Annotated in this window: 17 protein-coding genes; 6 read left to right on the top strand and 11 right to left on the bottom strand. The window is 68.3% G+C overall.

Going from position 1 to position 22,773, the window contains the following annotated elements:
• The first annotated feature begins 60 nt into the window (after positions 1-60).
• Both MEBOL_RS20545 and MEBOL_RS42345 read left to right on the top strand, forming a co-directional pair.
• Positions 61-1,953 carry a glycoside hydrolase family 5 protein gene (locus tag MEBOL_RS20545; RefSeq protein WP_095979034.1) on the top strand — a complete coding sequence of 631 codons (1,893 nt, stop codon included), beginning with the start codon at positions 61-63 and terminating at the stop codon, positions 1,951-1,953.
• Positions 1,954-1,980: 27 nt separating this feature from the next.
• Complete coding sequence (locus MEBOL_RS42345; RefSeq protein ID WP_218920933.1) at positions 1,981-2,124, top strand: hypothetical protein; 144 nt, start codon at positions 1,981-1,983, stop codon at positions 2,122-2,124.
• A gap of 237 nt (positions 2,125-2,361) precedes the next feature.
• On the opposite strand, the gene MEBOL_RS20540 is transcribed toward MEBOL_RS42345, so the two are convergent.
• Positions 2,362-5,208 carry a GH92 family glycosyl hydrolase gene (locus MEBOL_RS20540; protein ID WP_095979033.1) on the bottom strand — a complete coding sequence of 949 codons (2,847 nt, stop codon included), beginning with the start codon at positions 5,206-5,208 and terminating at the stop codon, positions 2,362-2,364.
• Between the two features lie 338 nt (positions 5,209-5,546).
• Here MEBOL_RS20540 and MEBOL_RS20535 point away from each other — a divergent pair, with 338 nt between their 5' ends.
• Positions 5,547-6,314 carry an oxygenase MpaB family protein gene (locus tag MEBOL_RS20535; RefSeq protein ID WP_095979032.1) on the top strand — a complete coding sequence of 256 codons (768 nt, stop codon included), beginning with the start codon at positions 5,547-5,549 and terminating at the stop codon, positions 6,312-6,314.
• Positions 6,315-6,365: 51 nt separating this feature from the next.
• Here the strand turns inward: MEBOL_RS20535 and MEBOL_RS20530 are convergent, their stop codons facing one another.
• Genes MEBOL_RS20530 through MEBOL_RS20520 form a run of 3 tightly spaced genes read right to left on the bottom strand, consistent with a single transcriptional unit; the run spans position 6,366 to position 9,271 of the window.
• Positions 6,366-7,703 (bottom strand): Dyp-type peroxidase, encoded by a 1,338-nt coding sequence (locus tag MEBOL_RS20530; protein WP_095979031.1) that lies wholly within the window; start codon positions 7,701-7,703, stop codon positions 6,366-6,368.
• Positions 7,704-7,717: 14 nt separating this feature from the next.
• Positions 7,718-8,731, bottom strand: a complete 1,014-nt coding sequence (locus MEBOL_RS20525) for a hypothetical protein (RefSeq protein WP_179956433.1) — start codon at positions 8,729-8,731, stop codon at positions 7,718-7,720.
• Positions 8,732-8,761: 30 nt separating this feature from the next.
• Complete coding sequence (locus MEBOL_RS20520) at positions 8,762-9,271, bottom strand: hypothetical protein (protein WP_245919960.1); 510 nt, start codon at positions 9,269-9,271, stop codon at positions 8,762-8,764.
• 274 nt (positions 9,272-9,545) lie between these two features.
• On the opposite strand from MEBOL_RS20520, the gene MEBOL_RS20515 reads away from it, so the two are divergent.
• The 3 genes from MEBOL_RS20515 (at position 9,546) to MEBOL_RS20505 (ending at position 12,908) form a co-directional block, all read left to right on the top strand.
• On the top strand, positions 9,546-10,604 hold the full coding sequence (locus MEBOL_RS20515; protein ID WP_095979029.1) for a DUF6607 family protein: 1,059 nt from the start codon (positions 9,546-9,548) through the stop codon (positions 10,602-10,604).
• 87 nt (positions 10,605-10,691) lie between these two features.
• Positions 10,692-11,186 carry a PaaI family thioesterase gene (locus tag MEBOL_RS20510; RefSeq protein ID WP_095979028.1) on the top strand — a complete coding sequence of 165 codons (495 nt, stop codon included), beginning with the start codon at positions 10,692-10,694 and terminating at the stop codon, positions 11,184-11,186.
• Between the two features lie 51 nt (positions 11,187-11,237).
• Positions 11,238-12,908 (top strand): MXAN_5453 family MXYO-CTERM-anchored protein, encoded by a 1,671-nt coding sequence (locus MEBOL_RS20505; protein ID WP_095979027.1) that lies wholly within the window; start codon positions 11,238-11,240, stop codon positions 12,906-12,908.
• Positions 12,909-12,935: 27 nt separating this feature from the next.
• Here the strand turns inward: MEBOL_RS20505 and MEBOL_RS20500 are convergent, their stop codons facing one another.
• From MEBOL_RS20500 to MEBOL_RS20470, 7 genes are all read right to left on the bottom strand, one after another.
• The gene (locus MEBOL_RS20500; protein ID WP_095979026.1) at positions 12,936-14,420 is read right to left on the bottom strand and encodes an ABC transporter permease/substrate-binding protein; all 1,485 of its coding nucleotides are present in this window, start codon (positions 14,418-14,420) and stop codon (positions 12,936-12,938) included.
• On the bottom strand, positions 14,417-15,160 hold the full coding sequence (locus MEBOL_RS20495) for an ATP-binding cassette domain-containing protein (protein WP_095979025.1): 744 nt from the start codon (positions 15,158-15,160) through the stop codon (positions 14,417-14,419). The genes MEBOL_RS20500 and MEBOL_RS20495 overlap by 4 nt, the downstream gene beginning before the upstream one ends.
• 142 nt (positions 15,161-15,302) lie before the next feature.
• Positions 15,303-16,976 carry an anti-phage dCTP deaminase gene (locus tag MEBOL_RS20490; protein WP_157775294.1) on the bottom strand — a complete coding sequence of 558 codons (1,674 nt, stop codon included), beginning with the start codon at positions 16,974-16,976 and terminating at the stop codon, positions 15,303-15,305.
• A gap of 87 nt (positions 16,977-17,063) precedes the next feature.
• Positions 17,064-18,710, bottom strand: coding sequence for a mechanosensitive ion channel family protein (locus MEBOL_RS20485; RefSeq protein WP_095979023.1), 1,647 nt, complete (start codon positions 18,708-18,710; stop codon positions 17,064-17,066).
• 153 nt (positions 18,711-18,863) lie between these two features.
• Positions 18,864-19,355, bottom strand: coding sequence for a thermonuclease family protein (locus MEBOL_RS20480; protein ID WP_095979022.1), 492 nt, complete (start codon positions 19,353-19,355; stop codon positions 18,864-18,866).
• On the bottom strand, positions 19,343-20,536 hold the full coding sequence (locus MEBOL_RS20475) for a lamin tail domain-containing protein (RefSeq protein WP_095979021.1): 1,194 nt from the start codon (positions 20,534-20,536) through the stop codon (positions 19,343-19,345). The genes MEBOL_RS20480 and MEBOL_RS20475 overlap by 13 nt, the downstream gene beginning before the upstream one ends.
• A complete protein-coding gene (locus MEBOL_RS20470; RefSeq protein ID WP_245919957.1) occupies positions 20,533-22,650 on the bottom strand; it encodes a helix-hairpin-helix domain-containing protein in 2,118 nt (705 codons plus the stop codon). The genes MEBOL_RS20475 and MEBOL_RS20470 overlap by 4 nt, the downstream gene beginning before the upstream one ends.
• Between the last annotated feature and the right edge of the window lie 123 nt (positions 22,651-22,773).

The following is a 22,773-nucleotide window of genomic DNA, read 5'->3' as shown; positions in this document are numbered from 1 at the left end:
TGGACTGTCCTGGTTTTCGGGAGTTCAGTCTCAATTCCCCTTATCCAGGAGCCGTTCCCCATGAAGAACAGTCCTTTGCTGCTGATGTTGGCGGTATTCCACCTGTGCGGCACAGCCGCCCTGGCCCGAACTGGAAAGGCCGACGCCGAGCCAGGCGACCTCGGAGGCTCCGAGCGTGCCGGACCGGCCGCGGCGCAGTGCGGCCCACCCGTTCCGCTGAGCACCCGGGGCCGCTACATCGTCGACCGCTGCGGAGAGCGCTTCAAGCTGAAGTCCGTCAACTGGTTCGGCGCGAGCGATCAGCTCGAGGTGGTGGGAGGCCTGGACAAGCAGAAGCTGTCGGACCTCGTCATGGGAATGAAGGCACTGGGCTTCAACTCCGTCCGGCTTCCGTTCTCCAACAACATGCTGCATCCGGACAACAACAAGCCCGCGGCGCAGCGCTGTCTGGAGAAGTACGGCGTCACGTGTATCGACCCCACGAAGAACCCGGAGTTGCTGAACAAGACGGCGCTCGAGGTCTTCGACGCCGTCGTGGCGGAGCTGACACGGCAGGGCCTGGTGGTCATCCTGAACAACCACACGACGAAGTCCATGTGGTGCTGCGGCTGGGATGGCAATGGCTTCTGGGACAGCAGCCAGGCCCTGCAGCGATGGCAGGACGACTGGGTGATGATGGCGGTGCGCTACCAGGGCAACAAGTGGGTAGCCGGGGCCGACCTGCGCAACGAGGTGCGTCCGGACGGACTGGACAGCCCCAACTGGGGGATGCGCAACCAGCATGACTGGCACATGGCGGCCCAGACGATGGGCAACGTGCTGCTGCGGACGAACCCGGATCTGCTCATCGTCGTCGAGGCGGTCAACTGGTGGGGACTCCTGGACGGAGAGCGCCCGCAGCTCAAGCCCATGAGGCAGCGGCCCATCGCCCTGTTGCGCGGAGACAAGCTCGTCTACGCCGTGCACAATTATGGCTACACCGGGCCGAAACAGTCGGGAGGCTCTCTGGGCAGCGGCCCGAAGTACAGCGACATGGACAAGTCCACGCTCCACGGCACCCTGGACCAGGAGTGGGGCTTCGTGCTCGCGGCGAATCAGGCATACACCGCGCCGGTCTGGATGAGCGAGTTCGGCATCGGCTACAACGAGCAGGCGGCCAACTCCCGAGCGTGGTTCAGCCACCTCGCGGACTACCTGATCGACAAGGACGTCGACTGGGCCTACTGGGCCATGAACGCGGCGAAGTTGCAGAACTCGGTGCAGGGGGAGGACGAAACCTACGGCCTGTGGAGCTATCCGGACTGGAATGGCGTGCGCAACGGTGACTGGCGGCTCGGGACGGGCCCCTTGGGTCGGCTGCTCGGGGCGGACGGGCGGACAGGCGCCGTGGAGGCAACGCGCTTCCTGCCGATGACCGTCCTCCTGAAGAACGGGAGCTCCACCTACTACGTGGACAACAACTCGCTGGATGTTGATTGGCACTCGGGCAAGGCGAAGATCAGCTGTCCGAGGGGCTATCGCGTGGTGGGGGTGAGCGGGGGCTTCTCCATTCTCTGCACCAACGCGGGAGCCGTTCCCGCGCAGCAAGGCACGGGGAGCTACCAGACGGTCACCCAGGAGGTCTCACCGCTGCGCTACCCGGGTGACTGGGCCAACCAGAGCATCAAGTTCGAGTGCCCCATGGGCTCCTACGCGGTGGGCATCTCCACGGCGAACCCGTTCTGGCTCGAGCTGGCGGGTCTGCTCTGTGAGCAGAACACCGGTGGCATCCCCGCCAACAGCAGGTCGGCGAAGGACTTCTGGGGGGGAGACCAGCGCGCGTCGCTCTCGGGAGGCGACTGGAGCGTGGGCCAGCACAAGGGGCAGTGCGCCGACAACCAATACCTCATCGGATTGGCGCATCGCCGGAGCGGGGCCGCGGACTACCCGTCGGTGGCGCTCTGCTCCAACTGAGACCGAGCAAAGAAAAGGAAGCGTCGAATGAAAAATCATCTTTCCAAGACCTCATGGGCCCTGTGCACGGCCTTCGCCCTCAATGCCAATGCGGCACCTTTCGTCGATACCTTCGACCAGTTCATACACCCTCAAGGCCACCGCGACGAGTACGACCGCCGCGGGAGGTGACGTGAACACCGTGTCAATCTCCATCACGATCCAGAACTGAGCGGAGGACGACGGGACCGCGAACCGGTGACAAGTTGGCCGTCTACCGTTACATCGCCGTCTATCGGGACTTCTTCGGCCTGGCGCCGCAGCAGCCCATGCTCTTCACCTATTGAGGGACGGAGCCTGGAGTCAAAAGACACGGCGCGGGGCCCGCTCCCTGCGGGAAACGGGCCCCACGCCGGCGGCATCAACGGCTCACGGCGCGAAGCTCGGCGGACGATCCGACGTGCCGCTGCCCCACGACTCGTTCGCATTGCCGCCCATCACGTACTTGAGCGTGGAGCCCTTGGCGATGTCGGCGAAGCGCACGAAGGTCTTCGTCGTGGCCGTGCCGTCAATCTCCAGGCTCTGGATGTAGCTCGCCGCCGGACCCGCGCCCTGGCCCTCGATGGTCAGCACGTGACCGTTGGCCAGGTGCACCCTCGCACTGGGGAACCGCGGGCCGTTGATCACCAGCACGTCGGTGCCGGGGATGACCGGGTACATGCCGAGGTCGCTCCACACGAGCCAGGCGGAGGTCGCGCCCAGGTCGTCGTTGCCGGGCAGGCCGCCCGGGTTGCCATTGAACTCCGCGTCGATGATGCGGCGGACAATCGCCTGCGTCTTCCAGGGCACCTGGGCGAAGTTGTAGAGCCAGGGCGTGCCGTGCTGGGGCTCGTTGCCGATGTAGAAGTGCGGCCGCTGCGTGCCCGCGTTGAGCTCCTTGAAGAGCTCATCGAGCCGGGTCACCGACTCCGTGTGGCCCCCCATGAGGGTGTACAGGCCCTCGACGTCATGGGGAACCATCCACACGTACTGCGCCGCGTTGCCCTCGATGTAGCCGCACTGCGACGACACATCGAGCGGCTGGCAGTCCCACGCGCCCGTCTTGCCGACCTGGATGGCCGTCTGGATGCGCAGCTTCACGTAGCGGGCCGTGCGCGCCGGGAAGGTGTGCGTGGTGATGTTCGCGGCGTTGCCGGTGACCGTGGCCACGGTCTCGAAGGTCACGTTGTCGGGGCTGACGCTCAGCGTGAAGTCCTGGGTGTTCCATTGGGCCGACTCGCCGCCCGCGCCCGCGTGGGAGACGATGATCTTGTCGATCGACTGCGCGCTGCCCAGGTCCACCTGCCACCACTTGTCGCTGCTGGTGTTGTCACACCACTTGTCGCCGCTGCCGCCGTTGATGGAGCCGTTCACCGCCTTGGACGGGTTCTCGCTCGCGTTGCACGAAGCGCTCGCCGTGGCGTCGTGGTTGAGCGCCAGGTTGGTGGACGACGAGGCGGCGCCGAAGACCTCCACCTCGTAGATGCGCGAGGCGGCCGCGCCCGGCTGCGGCGCGCCCACGCGCGGCTCGATCAGCTTGCTGGCCGGGTTCCAGCTCTCGGTCCAGTAGTGCGAGCGCGTGAGGTACTCATCGCGCACGGAGGTGTTGCCCAGCTCGCCGGCGAAGCGCGAGATGGCGAAGTCCGCCATGGCGTACTCGAGCGACATGGCCGCGTTTCCGCCCGCGTACTTGTACGTGAGCCAGTCGGAGAGATTCCAGCGCTGGGTGTTGTTGGGATTGGTCGCGGACTCGAGCATGAGCCGCAGCGCCTCGCTGGTGTCGAAGCCACGCACGCCCATGGCGTAGGCGTTGGCGACGTTCACCGTGCCCGGGTCCCCCACCATGACACGGGTCTCGACATTCTGATGCGACCAGAAGGGCAAGAGGCCGCCCTGCACACCGTCCTCGACCATGGAGCGGATGATGTCCGGCGCCTCGGGCGCGATGGCGCCGATGAGGTGCGTCCACGAGCGGATGATGTCCCAGCCGGAGTAGTTCTGGTACACGGTCCAGCCGTTGGCCGTGTGCACCGAGCGGTCGAAGCCCATGTACTGGCCGTTCACGTCGCTGGAGACGTTGGGATTCTGGAAGACGTGGTAGAGCGCCGTGTAGAACAGCTCGAGGTCCTCGTCGCTGCCGCCGGTGATCTCGATGCGGTTGAGCACCTCGTTCCACCGCTTGCGCGCGGCGGAGTGCACGGCGTCGAAGTTCCAGCCACTGTTCTCGGCGGCCAGGTTCGCCTCGGCGTTGTCCACGCTGACGAAGGACACGCCGATCTTCATCTGCACCCTGGGGTTGCTCGTCGTGTCGAAGGTCACGTAGGCGCCCGAGCCGGTGCCCCGGGCGGAGGTGGAGCCCGGCGACAGGGTGTTGCCCAGCCAGGTGCCCGAGGCCGAGAACGGGCGGTCGAACTGCGCCGCGAAGTAGATGGTGAAGGTCTCGCTCGAGCCGCAGAAGCCGCCCGCGGTGGCGCTGCCACGGATGCGGTCGTTGCCGACCAGCTGCACGGTGCCAGCGCGCACGCCCGTCGCGCTGCGGCCGGTATGGAGCAGGAGCTGGGCGGCGGTGGAGGCCGGGTAGTGCAGGCGCACCATGCCCGTGCGCGTGGTGGTGGTCAGCTCCACGTCGATGTCACCATCGAGCGTGACGCCGTAGTAGCCGGGCAAGGCCTCCTCGGTGTCCTTCTTGTAGCCGGTGCGGAAGCTGGCCCAGTTCGAAGCGGGCGACGTGGTGAGCGCGCCGACGCGCGGCAGGAACGGCAGGTCCTCGTTGTTGGGGCAGCCCGCGCCGTTGAAGTGCGTCAGGCTGAAGTGCTCGATCTGTGAGTCGCTGTAGCGGTAGCCCGAGGGCGAGGCGGTGGGCGTGTCGGGGCTGAGCTGCAGCATGCCGAAGGGCACGGTGGCGCCCGGAAAGGTGCTGCCGCCCGCGCCGCCCGGCACCGGGAAGGGCGAGTCACTGTCGTCGGTGCCGATGAACGGATCGACGTACCTCGCGCGGTTGGCGCTGGCGGGCGGCGGACCGGCGTCGGGCTCACCCGTGCCGCCGTCCGTGTCCGTCCCGGTGCCGGAGTCCGGGGCGGGGACACCCGAGTCAGGATCGGGGAGCGACACGCCCGAATCGGGGGAGCCGGTTCCGGGCGTTCCCGGCCCCGGCTCGTCGTCACGACAGCCGGGGGCCGCGAGCGTGAGAAGAAAGAGTGAGCCACATAGAACAGCGCGCTGCAGGGTCTTCGACATGAACTCTCCATCGGCGCGAACCTTGGATGAGGAAATCGCAACGCGGGGAATTCCTGTTTACGCGGATCATGTCAAGACAAGCAGTCCTATGCGGCGCACACGACGCGTGCGCACTCACTCCTGGAGGAATTTTCCCTACTGACACGCGGGTCATGGGCCGGACACCGAGCGCGCCGCGCCCTCGCCAACGCGGTCAGGGCATTCTTCCAGGCAGACGCATGAGAGGCTGTCTAGCCGCTCCCCCCTGTCCAGCCTGGAGATGTTGAGAATCGGACGGATGACCTCGGCGCCGTCCCGACGGGCTTCTCGAACGGACGAGGCGGCGTGAATTTCAAGGGATGAGCGCCTTCACGCATGAGAACTCGATTGTCCGAAAGATTTGGGGCGACGCCGACGTCATCCTGTTGATCGCCGCTGGGGCCGCCGCAGAATACTCCCTGCACCGCTCTGTCGACTGGCTGGCGTTCACGGGCTCCATCCTGAACGATCCGATCGGGCGGATCTTCGAGACCGTGGGCTTCGCCCAGCACATCGCCTTCGGTAGCGAGCAGCAATCCAACGCGACGCTGACGCGGATCAACACCATCCACAAGGCGGTCGAGCGCAAGCGGGGCCTGTCCATACCGGACTGGGCTCATCGCGATGTGCTCTACCTGATGATGGACTACTCGGAGCGGGCCTTCACCCTGCTGCACCGGCCACTCACGGCGGAGGAGCAGGAAGGCCTCTACCAGTACATGCGGAGGGTCGGCGAGGGGCTGGAGATACGCGCGCTCCCCGCGAGCTACCCGGAATGGCGACAGCACCGGGACACGGTCCTCACCGAGAACCTGGCGCACAGTGCGCACACCGTGGAACTGATGAAGTCGTTCCGGCGGGACCTGGGCCCCTGGCGCTTCCAGCTGCTGCGACAAGTGCAGAGCCTGATCACGCCCGAGCCCGTGCAAAAGCTACTCGGACTCAAGCCGCTGCCGGGCTTGAATCAGGCGCTCCCATTCTACCGGCTGCTGGTGGCGAGCGGCTTGCGGAGCATCATCCAGAAGACCGTCATTCCCCCCGGCCACCGGACCGCCGTCCAATCCCTCGACCTGTCCCGGGCGACTTGAGTCCATGGCCTCAGTGGAGGACGAAGTTCCGCATCATCGTCGTCGGTCTCTTCACGTCCGAAGCTCGGCAAGCCAGCGCAAGGCGCGCAGTCCGGGCATGAAGCCATACTCACCGCCCCGGGTGACGACGAACCGCGGCAAGCCCTGGAGGCGCCTCGGAATCGGTCGGCGTGGGATGGAAAAGGTGCCAGCCCCATCGCTAGCCCCGACAACAGGGTCCTTCACGGTCCCCAGTCCGAGGAAGTCACCGCTGTTGACCCACTCCGACTGGACGAACTCGAACTGGCGGCCCAGGTGCGTCCCGATGAAGGCGAACATCAATCCCCGGTCGGCGCCGTCGTCCTCGGTGACGCCTTCCGGAAGCGATGGGCCGTAGGCGGTTCCGCGGCGGATCATCCGGTGCAAGCGGACGACGCCGGCCACGGAAGCGTCTCGCGGGTTCGCCCGCCGGATGTGCGAACCGGGGGGCGTCACATATCCCGTCGCGTCCTCCTGGCGGTAGAGGAAGTCATTGTTGCGGCGAGGGTCGGCACCCAGTTCGGGGTCGTCATGGAATGGGCAGCGGGCCAGGGGAGCGCCGCTGCGCCAGCGCCCCATCAGCTTGGCCGCGAGGAGCTCCTCATCCTCGGGACTGGAGGAGTGAACCTCCAGGTACTGGCGGAACGCCGCCACGCGCTGATGCAGCTTGCGGAAGGCGACGTACGTCCCGTTACGCCCCAGGACCTCGGGCTGGGGTATCGGGGGAAAGCCCCCCATCTCGTCGCGGTAGCCGAGGACGAACTCCCCGGCCTTCAATGGCTCCTCCCGGGAGTTGGTCCCGGGGATGCCGCTTCCCTCGATGGCCGGGTGGCTGATGCCATCCCGGAACCCGAAGGGCTCCCGCTGGGTGGGCAGCGCATGGCAGTCCTGGCGCCAGATCGCCGTGACTCCGTCCAGCTCCTCGAGCGCCTGGCGCGCGCGAGCGAGCGCCGTTTCCAGTCGTCGCGCGTCCGGCGCGACGGCCACGAGCACGACGTGGACGTCCGGCGTCCCGAGTGGCTTCTCCCAATTCTCGGGACTGCTCTCGCCTGTGTCTCCCAGCGCCCTGGCGCGTGCGGCCATCCCCTGCCTGAACTCCCACGCGAAGCTGTCGAGCGAAGCCCGCGGGACCCCCAGCGCCCTCAGCCCTTGGAAGGTGAGCGCGACACTCAACCAGGTATCGCCCGCCGGGCTGCTCGGGTTGCCCACCGAGGCCACCGCGGTGCTCAACCGGCCCATCAACTTCCGCCCCGCGTCGCGGTCGTCGATCCGGAGCAGGAGGTAGGTCGCCGCATACGGAGAGGGCCGGGGGCGGAGGATTCCGCTCTGGATGTCATCCAACTCAAGAGGTGTGTCCGCGATCTCGCTCATGGGCCCTCCGCGCTTCAGTGCGCCGTGGCGATGTTCCTCCAGAAGCGCTCCAGGCTCTCGTCGTGGCCGAACAGGGTGCTGAAGACCGTGGAGTCGACCACCAGCACATCCCCGCCCCGGTCGCCGTTCGGCGGCACCCAGACGAGCGCATTGAACTCCTGGTCCCCCGCCAGCGTGAACGGATGCGGCTTGGACATGTCGATGGGCTGCCTGGCCAGGACATGGACGGCCTTCGTCCCCTCGTCCGTCACGGCGTAGTGCGGCAGGTGCTGGTGGAAGTTGAAGTTCGTGACGCCCACGAGCCAGCCGCGCGTGTCCAGATCCCTCGTGACCGACAGCGGCGCAATCCGACGGCTCTCCTTCATCACCGCGGGACGGAGACCGTGTCGATTCTCGACGGGGATTCCGAGCCCCCGCATCAGCGAGCGGGTGTACCGCCCGAACCGCTGCTGGCGGGGCACCAGCGCGTCGCCATGGTGGGCATACTCCATGGCGCGCACCTGCATCTCCGGAGAGGCCCCGACGTCGTGGTGGGGGCCGATGATGAGGCAGGAGCCCTCGCGCTCGAGGAAGTGGCGCACGGCCTCGATCTCCTCCGGAGAGGCCTCCTGATCGGTGACCATGTGGTCCAGCCCGAAGACGAGCAACGTGTCGGCGTCAGCGAGGACTCGCTCGTCGAGCGGCAGCCGGAAGCCGGCCTGGTCGACGCGCTGGAACACGGGGACCTCGTGCCCGGTGGTCTCCCGGATGACCTGCTGGAACCGCACCCAGGCCCAGAAGAACAACTCCAGCGAGCCCGCGATCCCCTGCTGGAACATCAACGGGTCCGCGAACCGCGGTGACTCATAGTCGGGCCAGAGGACCCGGCGGACCTCGGTCATGGTCGAGTAGCGGTTGTCCAGCTCGGCCACATCCCGGTTGGCTTCGCCCGGATAGCTCCAGGAGATGTAGACGCTGACCCGGCGCCGGCCCTGGATGTACTTCCGCGGCACGTGCTCCTGGTTGTAGGTCCGCGCGGGTTCGCTCATCGCCGTATCCTCCCTACGGGTCGCTCCTTCTCACTGCATTTGATCGAGCATCTCGGAGAGGGCGGCCTTCACCTTCAGGGCCTTCTTGATCTCGTCGGCGGTGACATACGGATACTCTCCGTATTCCATGAAGCTCGGGCACTGGTGCGCCCGGACGAACTGGATGAACGACTCGGGGTTCGTCTTCCAGTCCATCGGGAAGCCCTCGAGGTTCTCGAAGACCGTGTCGACACCGGCCCGCTTGAAGAGCTCGATCGCGTCCTCGGTGTATTTGTCGAAGTCGGTGTCGAAGATGCCCTGGTACATGAACCGCGTGTCGTTGTCGAAGAGCACCCAGCGCAGGTAGTGGAGCTTGAGGGGCGCGAGCAGCTCGGAGTCACTCTCCAGCGCCTTCGCCAGCTTCAGCCCATAGCCACGGATGATCTCCGCCGTCCCCGGTTTGACATTCGCGATGATGGTGAATCCGTAGCACGCCGGTGTCCTCGGCCAGATGGGGCCGTGTTTCCCGACTTCCCACGCGTCATCGTGTTTTGGAATCAAGACCGCCGCTGGTTTCATACCGGAAACGTGATGTTGCGCTCCGTGTGGGTCAAGGCGTGGCGTGGCCACCCCCATGTGGGCGCTCGCTCATCTGGGCGGGGAGGAAGGCGGACGCCAACGAACCGTGAGCCCTGCTGGCACCTACTCGGCTTGCTCCCGGCCACCGAGCACGGGGACGAGGGCCTCTGCTGCGGCACGAAGGAATTGATAACGATTCTCATTTTCAATATAGACAGGGTCTTCGTCGCTCGTCCTTCCGCCCGAGGAGACCCCCATGCCTCCGTCCCGCTCCGCCTCACGCTCCCGAGACAGGAAGCGCCTGCCCTGCTGGCTCGCCCTGCCCGCGCTGGCGCTGGGTCTCGCCTGTGCGCCGCGCCACCTCACGCCCCTCGAGCCCTCCGGGGACACCCAGGCCGGGGCGTGCCACCCGGAGCAGGACCGGGCCGCCATCCTCCAGATGGCGGGCACCTACCGTGTGGAGTTCGCCTTCGACGAGACCGTCAGCCTCCAGGAGGGCTACAGCCTGAAAAGCCCCTACCGCGCGAGCGCCACGGAGGTGGTGCGGGTGCTGGAGGACACGCCCCACAAGGTGTCGCTCCAGCACCTGCTGGTGATGGAGCGGGACGGCCAACGCTCGCCCCTCAAGCACTGGCGCCAGGACTGGACGTTCGAGGACACCGAGCTGCTGGAGTTCCGCGGCCGACGCACCTGGGAGCGCCACGCCCTGCCCCCGAGCGAGTCGCGGTGCACCTGGAGCCAGGCGGTGTTCGAGGTGGACGATGGCCCGCGCTACGAGGGCTCCGGACGTTGGACGCACGAGCGCGGCCTGTCCGCCTGGGAGTCCCGGGAGACGTGGCGGCCGCTGCCGCGCCGGGAGTACACGAAGCGCTCGGACTACGACGCCCTCGTGGGCACCAACCGGCACGCCCTGACGCCCACGGGGTGGGTGCACGAGCAGGACAGCCTCAAGCTGGTGCTCGGCCCCACGCCGCATGCGCTGGCCCGCGAGCGGGGCGTCAACCTCTACACGCGGCAGCCAGGCGACGGGACCGCTCCCGAGGTGAGCGCCTACTGGACGCGGACCCAGGATTACTGGCGGGAAGTCCGTGAGCAGTGGCGGGCCCTCTTCCAGGAGCACGCGCGCTTCACGCTCAAGGACCGCGTCGGCGGCAAGCCGCGCCACGACCACCTCTTCGGGCTTTCCGAGGCCTCCCCCCAAGGCCCGAACGAGGGCGCGACGGACGGGGCACCCACGACGCGCCAGCGGTTGCGCACCATCCTCACCCGCTTCCTCGAACCCGAGGCCGACACGAAGGCCGGGCACGGGCCCTGAGTGCTCAGCGACCACTACACCGCGGTATGCCAGCACGCTGGCGGCGAGATAGCCTCGTCCCGCTTCGCTCCAGACGAGGACCTCGCGATGGACACCGCATCTCTTCAGGAAATCGCCGCGCCAGAAGGCGTGTGCTACGGCTGTGGCTGCGACAATCCGCACGGCTTGCACATCAAGAGCTACTGGCATGACGACGGCATCCACGTCATGGCCAGGCACATCCCCGAGTCCCAATACACGGGTTGGCCCGGGCTGGTGTACGGCGGCCTGATCGCGATGCTGGTCGACTGCCACTCGAACTGGACCGCCATGGCCCACCACTACCGCGTCGAGGGTCGCGCTCCCGGCAGTCTGCCGCGCATCGAATGCGTCACCGGCAACCTCGGCGTCAAGTTCATCAAGCCCACCCCCATGGGGGTGCCGCTGACCCTGCGCGCGCGCGTCGAAGGTGAAGTCGGCCGCAAGACCCGGATCATCTGCGAGGTCCATGCCGGCGATGTGCTGACCGCCACGGGCGATTCGATCTTCGTCCGCGTGGATACCGCGCAACTGACGGCGGCGGCGCACGGCCGCGGAACCTGAAACGGACGGAGCGAGGTGCGTAGACTGGGTCTCCACCTCATTGGAGACCCGATGCGCTTCTCTCTCTTCCAGGCGCTGCTGTGCGGAGGCGTGCTCTGCGCCCTGCCCTCCCGCGCCGAACTGCCGACCTACACCCTCCAACTCCAGGCCCGGGCCAACCTGTCCGGCAACCCCTCCGGCGCCTTCAACCTGGAGCCCGACAACCTCCTGCCCGGCAGCTACCGCGTCCCCCTCGCCCAGGACCGCCAGCTCGCCTTCCGGCTGTCCTATACCCCCGAGGGGCGGCGCGCCCTGTGGTGGGGACAGGACGGCGTGGGCCAGCGCATCTACCTCCTGCCGGACCTCGGCGAGGACGTGCTCGCGGGAGACCCGGACCTCAACGCGGCGGGAGACCTCGCGTTCTCCGTCAGCAATGGCACGAGAGACAACGGCATCTACCTGCTCAACGCCCAGCGCCCGGACCAGGTGCGCATCCTCAAGGAGCCCTACGGCGTCACGAGCTGGTCGAGCGTGGCACTCAACGAGGTGGGACAGCTCGCCTTCCGCGCCACCTTCTCCAGCTCGGGGCAGGCCTACGTGATGCTGTCTCCCTCGGGCTCGAACTTCACGACGGAGTACTTCGCCCGCGAGCAGAAGCTCGACTCGTCGAGTCCCTTCACCTACCTCTACTCGCCCGGGTTCAACGACCAGGGGCAGATCGCCGGCGTCGGGGATGTGGGCGATCCAGGCGCGGGGTTTCAGGAGCTGCACATCTGGAGCTCGGGCGGCGGCTCGCGGCGCATCGCGGTCACCCAGGCGCTGGACGCCACCTCGCCCATCTTCAAGATGGCCTCGGTGCAGCCTGCCCTCTCCAATTCGGGGAAGGTCGCGTTCCTCGGGACGGCCAAGAGCGCGACCGGCTCGAACCTCACCTCGCTCTGGTTGTGGGATGGCGCTGAGTTGAGGCTCCTCGCCCAGAACGGACGAGGGGAGATCAAGGAGGTGGAGATCTTCCCGCCGGACATCAACGACAGTGGCGTGGTCGTCTTCCGCGCCTTCGACAGCGCGGGCCTGCGCGCGGTGTGGGTGAGCGATGGCGAAGTCACCCGGCGTGTGGCCACCGAGCATGATCTCGTTCCCTCGGACCTGGGCGAGGCCCGGCTGGACCAGGAGAAGCCCTCCGTCCCCGTGTTCGGCGGCTCACCCACGATCAACGCGCGCGGGGATGTCACCTTCGTCGCCGGACTGGCGCCCCCCGATAATGATCAGGAAGAGTGGGGCACCGCCATCTTCGTCGCGCGCTCGTCACTACCCGAGCCGGATGGCGGAACCGGAGACACGGATGGCGGCCCGGCACCCGACGGCGGCCCAGGTGACGTGGATGGCGGCACGGAGCCAGACGGAGGCCCGGGTGATGTGGACGGCGGCCCGGGCGACATCGACGGGGGCCCGGCTCCGGACGCGGGCTCGGACATCCCCGATGCCGGTTCAGAGGAGGACGCGGGCTCGGACGCTCCGGATGGCGGCGAGGCGGATGGAGGTGGCACGCCCGGCACTCCAGGGACAGGAGCGGACGCGGGACAACCTCCGGGAGAAGAACCCGGAGACGTCTCGCCCCTGCCCGAGCCGTCCCCCTCCGGCTGTGGCTGCCAGTCGGCGGATGCCGGGGCGCTCTGGCCGTGGATGCTCGTGGGTCTGGCGTGGTTGATCGAGGGCCGCCGCCGGGGTGCGCGGCGCGCCTGAGTCACCCGCCCGAGGGGCTGAGCAGAGCTACAGCCGCAGCCCCTTGGGCACCACGAGCCGTTCCACGAGCCCGAACAGTCCGCTCACGAGCAGCGCGAGCACCGCCGCCGGCACCGCGCCCTGGAGGATGAGCGACGTGTCATCCAGCCGGATGCCGGTGAGGATCGGCTGGCCATAGCCCCCCGCGCCAATGAGGGCCCCCAGCGTGGCGGTCCCCACGTTGATGACGGCGGACGTCTGGATGCCCGCGAGGATGGAGGGCGCCGCCATGGGCAACTCCACCCGCCACAGGCGCGCCCCCGGGGGCAGGCCGAGCGCCACGGCGGACTCGCGCACCTCGGGGGGAATGCCGGACAGACCCGCCGCCGTGTTCCGGATGATGGGCAACAGGCTGTAGAGGAACAGCGCCACGATGGCGGGCCGCGAGCCAATGCCCAGCAGCGGAATCATGAACACCAGCAGCGCCAGCGAGGGCACCGTCTGGATGACGCTCGCGAGCCCGAGCACGCCCCGGCCCAGCCTCGGCCTGCGCGCCGCCAGCACCCCCAACGGCACCGCCACCAGGATGGCCGCCAGCAGCGACACGCCCACGAGGAACAGGTGCTCGCGCGTGTGGGACCACAGACCCGCGAGCACGCCCCCTCCGCGCACCTTCACCGTGAGCCCCATCTCCCGCGAGAGGAATCCCGCGGCCACCTGCCGCTCGGGGACACGCTCGAGCTTCGCCTCCGCGTTGAGCGCCACCATCGCGGACTCGGAGACACGGCCCTCCAACCGTCCGAGCGCCGCCAGGGCCTCGGGGGCCCGCTCCGCCAGGTCCGCCCGGTGGATGAACACGGCGTCGTAGGGAGGAAAGTGGCGCAGGTCATCCTCGAGCACGCGCAGGTGGTAGTAGGCGATCTCCGCGTCGGTGGAATACAGGTCCGTCACCTGCAAGGCACCGCTCTCCAGCCCCCGGTACGCCAGGTCATGATCCAGCCCGCGCACCTCGGTCTGGGGCAGGGAGTAGCGCGTGCGCAAGCCGGGCCACCCGTCCGCGCGGGCCATGAACTCGTTGCTGAACCCCAGGCGCAGCTCCGGATGCTGGCGCAAGTCGGAGATCTTCCGGATGCCCAGCCGCTCGGCCTCCGCCTCCTTCATGCCCACCGCGTAGGTGTCGTTGAAGCCCAGGGACGTGCCCATGATCACGCCCTCGGCGGCGAGCGCCTGGCGCAGGGCCTCGTCATCCGGCAACGAGCGGCCGGCGAAGATCTCCTGACGCAGCGTCCCGGTGTACTCGGGGTAGACGTCGATGTCCCCGCGCTTGAGGGCCTGCCAGAGCACCTGGGTGCCGCCCACCTCGCGCCGGTGCTCCACCCGCACGCCCGAGCCGCGCATGAGCTGCGCCGCCATGTCGCCCAGGATGACGGACTCGGTGAACTTCTTGGAACCCACGCGAACCGTGGGGCCGTCTCCCCCTGGACCCGAGCACGCGGCGAACACGAGGAGCAGACACGCGGCGAGCACTCTCATGCGGGGCGGTTCTCGAAAGGCAGGCGCTGCGCCTGGAAGAAGCGGGTGACGAAGGGCTCGGCGGGCGCGCGCTCCAGCTCACCCAGCGGCCCCTGCTGCACGACGCGGCCCTCGCGCAGCAGCACCACGTGCTGGCCCAGGAAGGCGCCCTCCCCCAGGTCATGGGTGACGAGCACCACCGTCTTGCCCAACCGCGCGAAGATGTCGCGCAGGTCCTCCTGCAACTCGTGGCGGATCATCGGATCCAACGCGCCGAGCGGTTCATCGAGCAGGAGCACGTCCGGCTCGAGCATCAACGCGCGCATGAGGCTCACGCGCTGGCGCTGGCCCCCGGACAACTGGCCGGGATAGCGGCCCAGGGCGTCGGGGGGAAAGCGCGTGAGGGCCACGAGCTCGTCGAGCCGCTGCTTCACGCGCGCCCCGGGCCACTTGAGGTAGCGCGCCATGAGGGTGGCGTTGCCCTCGGCGGTGAGGTGGGGAAAGAGCCCGCCGCCCTGGAGGGCGTAGCCGATGCGCTGGCGGACGGCGAGCAGGTCCTCCTCGCGCAGGGGCTGTCCGCCGAAGAGGACTCGCCCCGAGTCGGGCCGGAGCAGCCCGTTCATCAGGCGCAGGAGCGTGGACTTGCCGCAACCGCTCGGCCCGAGCAGCACCGTGGTGCGCCCCTCGGGCACCACCAGGTCGAGCGGGTGCAGCGCCCACGTATTACCAAAGCACTTCGAGACTCCCTGCAGTTCGAACAAGTAGGTGCCTGCTCCCTCTCATGCCCCCACACCCTGGGGTACGTCACCTGGAACCTTCTCGTCGGGACGCTCCTCGGACTGCTTCGGACGGGCGTCGTCCAGCGACTCGAGGCCTCGAGCCTGCCGCAGCCACTGCGGCCAGCTACGAATCTCCTCCTTGGCGTCCTCGATCTGCGCTTTGAGCCATCCCGGCTTTCTCACTGGAGTCCTCCTCACGTGGTTCCACCGCCGACCTGAATTTAAGTCCGATTTCATCCACCTTGGCGGCGAATCGACCGATGCGTTCGACCTCCATGGACTGGTACACAGTGTAGTTTCCTGGATGTTTCGGGAGCACCTCCGTTGGAACCCAGGCGAGCACACTGCCGTCCGTGTCCTTGCGTTCCCCCTTGAGTTCGAAGAATTCCATGTAGCGCCTTGGCGCGATGCCCACGAACGGCGAGAAGATGACCTTCCCGGTGGAACCCCCCTCCGAGCCCTCCAGGGAAATGGAATCCGAGTAGAGGCCTGCCGCGAGGCTCTTAGGGTACGGATCGATGTAGATCACCCGGGAGATGCCCGCGGCGATGATGTGCCGCGCACACTCATGACAGGGGAACGTCGTGACGTACATCACCGCGCCCTGCACGGAAACACCGCGCCGTGCCGCCTCCATCAGCGAGGCCATCTCCGCATGAACAGGGCGCATGAATTCGATGAGGTTCATCACCCGGGAGTCCCTCCAGGGCCCTGCTCCTGTCGCGTCCTTCCTCAAGGCTCGAGCACGTAGTTCCTGGACATCCAACTCGAGGTACTCACTGGCCAGCCACTTCTCCTCCTGCAAAAGCCGGAGGAGTTCGGAGATGAGGTCGTGCTTGTGCCGATCACTCGTGTCCTCACCCCCCACGAAGTCGCGGCCATCCGGCTCGTCGTCCTCCCAGTACAATCCACCCCCCGCCTTGGGCACTTCGTTGGTGCCCACGGCGATGAGTTCTCCCGTGGGGGTCGTGATGGCCGAACCCACTTGCCGTCCCAAGGCCGCGGAGCGCACGGCGGCGGCCTTCGCGAAGAAAATGCCCCACTCGCTCCGGGTCGGCGTATGGAAGGGATGACCGAAGATGAGCCGGACGAAGCGCCGGATACTGCGCTCCATCTCCCTCGGGTTCGTCGCATCGATGAAGACGTCCGCCTCGGGAAAGGCGCGTTGGACATCCTGCCCCATGGGCTCGTCCAGGTCCCGCTCATCGGTACGCACGAGCTTTTCGGCCTCGCTGCGCAGGTCCATCGGACGCCATAGGCCCCGGCTCTCGGAGATGCGCTGGGAGAGATTGTCGACCCGCTTGTCCCGAGGGGCATAAGCGGACATGAGGAAGAAGGCCGGACCGTAGATGTCCCGGAGGGATTTGACCTCTTCCCTTCGCTTGAGCGAATGCAGGATGAACGCTCGCCGCGTGCTGCGACGCTCCTCCCTGAGCATCTCGTTTCGCGCCTGCCGGATGGCGCTCAGGGCCAGCCACGCCATCGCGTCCGGGCTATCCATTCTCCGGCGCAGTTCGGTCCCCGCCTGCATGTGCTCTTCGTAGTAGCGGAACTTGTCCCCTCTCTGGCTCAGGGGACTGTCGAGTCCCTCGATTTCGTGCAGCAAGGACGAGAGCCGGAGGGTCCGCGACTGGTAGTTCGCCTCCGCTATCAGTGCCGTGGAGAGCGCCTTGGCGACCGCTCCCAGGTCCGTCCCGATGGCGCCCACGAGGCCAATGACGAGTTCCGGTGCGGAGCTCGCGGCGCGTCGATTGAACTCATCCTTGTCCGGCTTGTTCCGCGCTCCCTCATGGGCCATGCCCTCGTCCCCCACGTCGCAATCATCGGCTTGCTCGCGACTCTACCGCTCCAGGCGGGGGAGTGAGGCGCCGCTCCTGGTGTCTCGTCACTCCCGTCGCGTCTCCGGAGCCACCACGTTCCGGTCTCCGGCGGCGGGAAGCGCCGGACCTGTACGGGATCCGACGGCTTCGGCGGGCAACAGTCCCTCGGCGCGGACGACGGGCAGGCCATGCGGCTGGCGGCCCAGGTATTCGATGAGCTTCTCGCGCACGATGCAGCGCAGATCGAACGCCTTGCCCGCGTCCGCGGCGCTCACCAGCGCGCGCAGCGTCATCGTCCGCTCGCTGAGCGCCGTCACCTGCAGCCCCTGCACCTTGCCATCCCACAACGCGCGGCCCTCGTTGTTCAACACCCGCGAGAGCTCCGCCCGCAGCGCGGGCACGTCCGTGCGGTAGTCCGCGTAGATCTCCGCCGTGCCGAGGATGTCCGGCGACACCTTGCTCCAGTTCTGGAAGGGCTTGTCGAGGAAGTGGCTCATGGGCACCACCAGCCGCCGCAGGTCCCACACCTTCACCACCACGTAGGTGAGGGTGATCTCCTCGATCCACCCCCACTCGTTCTCCACGATGACGGTGTCGCCGATGCGCACCGGCTGGGTGATGGACAACTGGATGCCCGCGAGCAGCGTGGAGATGGACTTCTGGGCCGCGAGGCCAATCACCAGACCCGCGATGCCCGCGGACGCCAGCAGCGACACGCCCACGTTGCGCACCCCCTCGAACTGCAAGAGCAGCAGCGACGCGGTGATGACATAGGTGGCCGCCTCGATGATGCGCCGCATCACCACGAGCTGGGTGCGCAGGCCGCGCGCCCGCCCCACGTCCTCGCCCGCCCCGCTCACCACCTTCTCCTCGATGAAGGAGGCGGACAGCCGCACGAAGCGCAGGACGAACCACGCCCCGGACACCAGCAGCAGCGAGCGCGCGCTCAGGTCCAGCGCGTGCTGCGCCGGCGGCGGCATCATCAACACGCGAGAGCCCGCCGTGCACAGCACCGCCACGAGCGCGTAGCGCACCGGCCCCCGGCTCGCCGCGAGCAACTGATCATCCCAACCGGACTTCGTCAGCTTCGCCGCGCGCTCGCCCAACCTCCGGCCGATGTCCTCCAGCACCCGGCTCGCCAGCAGGGCCACGACGAGCAGCGTCCCGAGCCCCAGCCACTGCCACAGCTCCAGCACCCACACCGGGCGCAGGAAGAGCCACGCGGGCAACCGCTCCACCAGGGGCGAGCCATGCTCCTCGAAGAGCGCGTCGATGGAGCGCACCGTCTTCTCGCTGAACAACCAGACCGGCGCGCCATCCGGCCCCTCCGCCCGGCGCAGCCGGATGTCGCGCATGCCCCGCCCGAGCGGCACCTGACCCAGGGTCACCGTGGTCGTGTCCGGCGAGCCTCCCGTCGGCTCCTGGCTGATGCTCGAGAAGTCCAGCCACAGCGTCCGGTCCAGCACGAACATCAACCGGCGCCCGAGTCGTTCGCCCTCGGCCCGCTGCTGCTCGGGCGGCAGGTGCGACAGAGACAGGAAGTGCGGCAGCGCCACCGTGTCCCGCGAGTGCGCGGCCTCCAGGAAGCCCGCGACACTCGAGGCGGGCGTCTGGCGCTCCACCTGGGGTGGGGGCTCACCCAACCCCTCGTTGAACGCGAGTCCAACACTGGGCACGAGCAGCAGCAGGACGAAGACGAGTTTTCGGAGCATCACGGTTCCCTGTACGGTTCCAACCCACGAGGGCACGCGACTCGCCCCTCGCCTTGGCTTTCCCTCCCCCTTAAACTGGTTTGAGTGCAAAACAAAATGATGGATGCGTGGAAGCGTCTTTCCGCCCGGCCAGCAGGCGGGCATCGACCCCGCTCATCGGTCACACGCGACGGAGGCGCACGCGCCCCACATCCCCTTCCGGGCACGCCGCGCCGACGACTCGAGCGCCTGGAACTCCGAGCGCCGTGAGCCCCCCGCCGGAGGCACGTAGAGGACGCAGGCATAGCCCTCGTGCGCGAGCAGTGAGTTCACCTCGCGCCCCTCCACGCTCACGTACGCGAGCAGCCGCCCGTAGCGGTCCGTGCACGCCTCCCCATAACTCAACCGCACCGGGCGCCCCTCCACGAGGGAGCGATTGAAGTCGCGGGACTCGGCGCCAAAACAGTCGTGCTTGCCGCCCGTGCTCTCCGGAGTGTCCACGAGCAGGTAGCGCACCCGCTCGCCGCTCTGGAGCACCACCGTGTCCCCGTCCACCACGCGCGCCACCACGCCCGCGCCCGGGCCACAGGCGGACTCCGGACCGCATCCGGCCAGCGAGCCGAGCCCCAGCACGAGCCCCGCGAGGCGTCTCCTCACGGTCCACATGAACGGTTCTCCCCTCCCGGCGTGCCCCGGTCACCAGGTACTGGCCCATAGCGAGCCCCTTCCGGAGCCGCGCAGTAGCCCTCGTCCGAGGAGACGCGAGGCGAGGTCTTGCGGGAGGGGTCCAGTTGCAGGGACACGCCCGCGAGCGGTGCCCGCGTCCACGACATCTCGTCGAGCACCTGCCCGTCCAGGGACAGGCGCAGCAGGTGGAATCCGGCGGTGTTGCTCACGCCGAAGGAGAAGAGCGCCAGCACCGGGGGCAATCCGCCATTGAGCAGGGGCTCCTCCCCATGCGCGAGCACCGCATGGGTCCCGGCCCGTATCTCCAGACATCGCGGAGGCGCCTGGAACACGGTCCGGCCCGTGCCCTCGTTCGAGAGCGTCACGCCATTGAGGTCCACATCGCGCAGCGCGTACACCTCCACCCATTCGCCCTGGGCATCCGCAACGGCCTTCGGGTCGGCCATCACCTCGGTGAGGCGCAGGTCTCCGGGGCGCGGGCGGGACACGCTCCGGTATTGGCCCGTGCGGGGAGACAGGCACGTGTCGGGCAATCCCGCGTCCGCCGAGGCCCGCTCCGGGCAGGGCGGATTCACGGCCCCCGGGCTCGACCGAACGCCTCCGTCCACGGACGCGGGCGTCTCACACCAACGCTCCGGCTCATCGTTGTCGACGGCGTCCGGAACACGCGCGCCATCGTAGATGAGCGAGACGCCGGCACGTGCCTTGGCGTAGCGCACCTCATCCACCACCACCTCCCCACACCGCAGACCCACGATGCCTCCCGTGTTCGCCAGGGCGCCCAGGGCATCGCCATACGCATGGTCCACCGGAGGGGTTGGCACCTCGGCGCGCACGTCCCCAAGCACCACATGGTCCCGCGACGCCACCGGTACCGAGTCCTCGAAGAAGTACGCCCGCTCCTGGGCGCCATCCACCCGCGCCGAGTAGAGCATCAGCCCCTTCAAATCCACGGAGGAGCGCCCCGGGTTGTACACCTCCATCCACTCCTGGCCGGTGTCCGTCCCCTCGGGGTCTGGCAGCAGCTCCGTGATGACGACGTCGCCAGGACGCCAGCCCTCGCAGGCCGGTGCTCCCGTGGAGAAGGACGGCTCACAGGCCCCCCCGGCGAGCCCGAGGGCCGCGCCAAGGCAAGAGATGAGCAAGGGTTGCCGCTTCAAGGAAGGACTCCTTCCAGCTCCAGCCGGAAGAGGTGTTGGGGAGGCTCGGGAGGCGTGCGCGCTCCCTCGGAAGTCTTCAGGTCCAGGACGAACTCGTACCGGGCGCGGATGCCAGAGCCCGACGCGAGCGCCCAGGCGCCCTCCAGCGAGGTGCGCAACGTCTGGGAAAGCCGGGTGTCATCGGCGAGATCCTCGTCCCGCCAGCTCATCCGCCCATGCAGCCGGAGCGAGGGCAGTGGCCGCAGAATCCCTTCCAGCAGGGCCCGGCCATCCTGTCGCACCCCCTCGGGATGTTGGGGACTGCCCATCCAGGTGTGCTGGTACCGCGCGGCCAGACGCAGCGCCTCGGTGGGCTCGAATGTCACCCGGCCGCCCACGCCATACCGCTCACCCGGACAGGGGGCGGGCTCTCCGCCAGGCAGTTCCCCCTCCGTGCCCTCGAAACACAACCCAGGTCCATTGCGGCCCAGGTCCTTGTTGTGGTGCTCCACCCACACCGAGGGCTGGAGCACCGGCACGTTCAGGGCCTCCACCCGGACGGAGCCCGTCACATGGACGAAGCGGGGCGGTCCTCCAGGTTGGGTCCAGAGGTCCACCTGCCCCACCCAGCGCCAGGCCTCATCCTCCGTCCGGTGGAGGTAGCACAGCCGGGTCCCCAGCTCATTGCTCGCGCGCAGTCCACCCGACTCGTCGGAGCTCGCGAGGGGGCGGCCATGGGGATTCTCGAAGCCACGCCCGTAGTAGCGCAGCGAGCCCTCCAGTTGCCGGGCCCGGTCTCCCAGCACGATGCGCTGGAAGGCACCGAATCCTCCGCCCGCCGCGGCGAAGCTCCGCGTGCCCTCGAAGAAGAGGTCCACCGGTCCCGAGCCCCAGGCCGCGTCCAGGCCCACCGCGCCGTACCCACCGCCTCCCGGATAGCGGGCCTGCTCGCGAAAATCGGGCGCCATCCCCTCCAGCGCCCACAGGGGCCCCGCGCCCCAGGCCGTCATTCCCAGGCGCGCACGCGGCGAGACGCCCACGGCCGCGTGTCCCCCACCCACCCACTCATGGAAGACGCCCGGCAGGGTGCGCGAGACGAAGCGCGCCGTCCCCGTCCCCCGCGAGCCAGGAAGCAACGCGAACACCTCGGGTGCCGGACAGCCTCGCGCGGAAGCACACCGCGTCCGGTCGAACAGCTCGTATTGGGAGAGGCCGCGTGACTGGTACGAGCCGAAGCCCGTGAAGGACAGCGTCACGTCTTCCACCCGTCCGTGGACGGTGCCCGCCACACCCCGGAAGCCCTCCGTCCACCCGAAGTCCGGCGTGACGCGGCCCAGGTCCTCGGCGCCACACGCCCCCGCGCCCGACACCATGCAGCGCCGCTCGGGAGCACCCGGCGGAGTGAAGTCCTCGTCGGGAAGGAAGCCCTCCGGGGCCGGCCGGCCGGTGGTATCGAGTGTGAGCCGCTGTCCGAATCCCAGCCGGTACGCGCCCACCAGCACCGAGGCCTGGGCTCCCTCCCAGCGCAGGTGGAACTTCGGCAACCGGGCCGTTACTCCGGGTGGCCGTGCCACCAGCGCCCGGCTCCGGGAGTCGTAGTGCACGGCCTCCAACCGCCTCCGGGTGAGCGAGGCCGTCAGTCCGGCGTGCAAGCCCCAGGGTCCTCGCACCCGGGCCTGGAGCAGTACGGGGGGCACCCGCGCGTCCGCCATGCCGTAGGCACTCAACAGGCGCACGCGACCGGCGACCCCTGACGTGCTCCGTGTCCGCCCCACGAGAAACGCGCGCACCCGGTCCAGCTGAGCCTCGGTGAGCACACCGGCCTCCACCAGGTCCTCCTCCGTGAAGCCGCCCGCCCTCGCCTCTCGCCAGGCGATCAGCGCATCCACCTGCGCCCAGGTGAATCCCGGCAGCGCGTACAGCGCCTCACGCGAGGCCGTGAGCGGATCCACTCCCGTGCGCAGCAACTCGCGCAACGCCTCGACGTCCTCCTCCGGCAGGGCCCCTTCGTCGCCCAGCGCGAGAAGGTCCGCCTCGTCCTCGATGGGGCGCTCGACGGCGTACGTTTCGGCACGCGCCCGGGGAGCCGGGAGCCACCACATCATCCACAGCAGGAACAGGCAGACACGTCGCACGCGGCGGCGCTCTGCACGAAGAAGACCAACGAGGACACCCTGGCAACCCCACCTCCGAGGTGTCCCATCCAGCGCGCATCCATCCAGGGCACGGACCCGAGGACCGGGTCCGCGTCCAGCGGC

This window comes from Melittangium boletus DSM 14713, assembly GCF_002305855.1.
Lineage (GTDB): Bacteria > Myxococcota > Myxococcia > Myxococcales > Myxococcaceae > Cystobacter > Cystobacter boletus.
Note: the sequence above shows the minus strand (reverse complement) of the source record. Positions and strands in the feature narration are given on the sequence as shown.

Bases quoted from the DNA above. Each gene is read 5' to 3' on its own strand.
- MEBOL_RS20545 (WP_095979034.1), top strand. From the start codon at position 61: ATGAAGAACAGTCCTTTGCTGCTGATGTTGGCGGTATTCCACCTGTGC.
- MEBOL_RS42345 (WP_218920933.1), top strand. From the start codon at position 1,981: ATGAAAAATCATCTTTCCAAGACCTCATGGGCCCTGTGCACGGCCTTC.
- MEBOL_RS20540 (WP_095979033.1), bottom strand. From the start codon at position 5,208: ATGTCGAAGACCCTGCAGCGCGCTGTTCTATGTGGCTCACTCTTTCTT.
- MEBOL_RS20535 (WP_095979032.1), top strand. From the start codon at position 5,547: ATGAGCGCCTTCACGCATGAGAACTCGATTGTCCGAAAGATTTGGGGC.
- MEBOL_RS20530 (WP_095979031.1), bottom strand. From the start codon at position 7,703: ATGAGCGAGATCGCGGACACACCTCTTGAGTTGGATGACATCCAGAGC.
- MEBOL_RS20525 (WP_179956433.1), bottom strand. From the start codon at position 8,731: ATGAGCGAACCCGCGCGGACCTACAACCAGGAGCACGTGCCGCGGAAG.
- MEBOL_RS20515 (WP_095979029.1), top strand. From the start codon at position 9,546: ATGCCTCCGTCCCGCTCCGCCTCACGCTCCCGAGACAGGAAGCGCCTG.
- MEBOL_RS20510 (WP_095979028.1), top strand. From the start codon at position 10,692: ATGGACACCGCATCTCTTCAGGAAATCGCCGCGCCAGAAGGCGTGTGC.
- MEBOL_RS20505 (WP_095979027.1), top strand. From the start codon at position 11,238: ATGCGCTTCTCTCTCTTCCAGGCGCTGCTGTGCGGAGGCGTGCTCTGC.
- MEBOL_RS20500 (WP_095979026.1), bottom strand. From the start codon at position 14,420: ATGAGAGTGCTCGCCGCGTGTCTGCTCCTCGTGTTCGCCGCGTGCTCG.
- MEBOL_RS20490 (WP_157775294.1), bottom strand. From the start codon at position 16,976: ATGGCCCATGAGGGAGCGCGGAACAAGCCGGACAAGGATGAGTTCAAT.
- MEBOL_RS20485 (WP_095979023.1), bottom strand. From the start codon at position 18,710: ATGCTCCGAAAACTCGTCTTCGTCCTGCTGCTGCTCGTGCCCAGTGTT.
- MEBOL_RS20480 (WP_095979022.1), bottom strand. From the start codon at position 19,355: ATGTGGACCGTGAGGAGACGCCTCGCGGGGCTCGTGCTGGGGCTCGGC.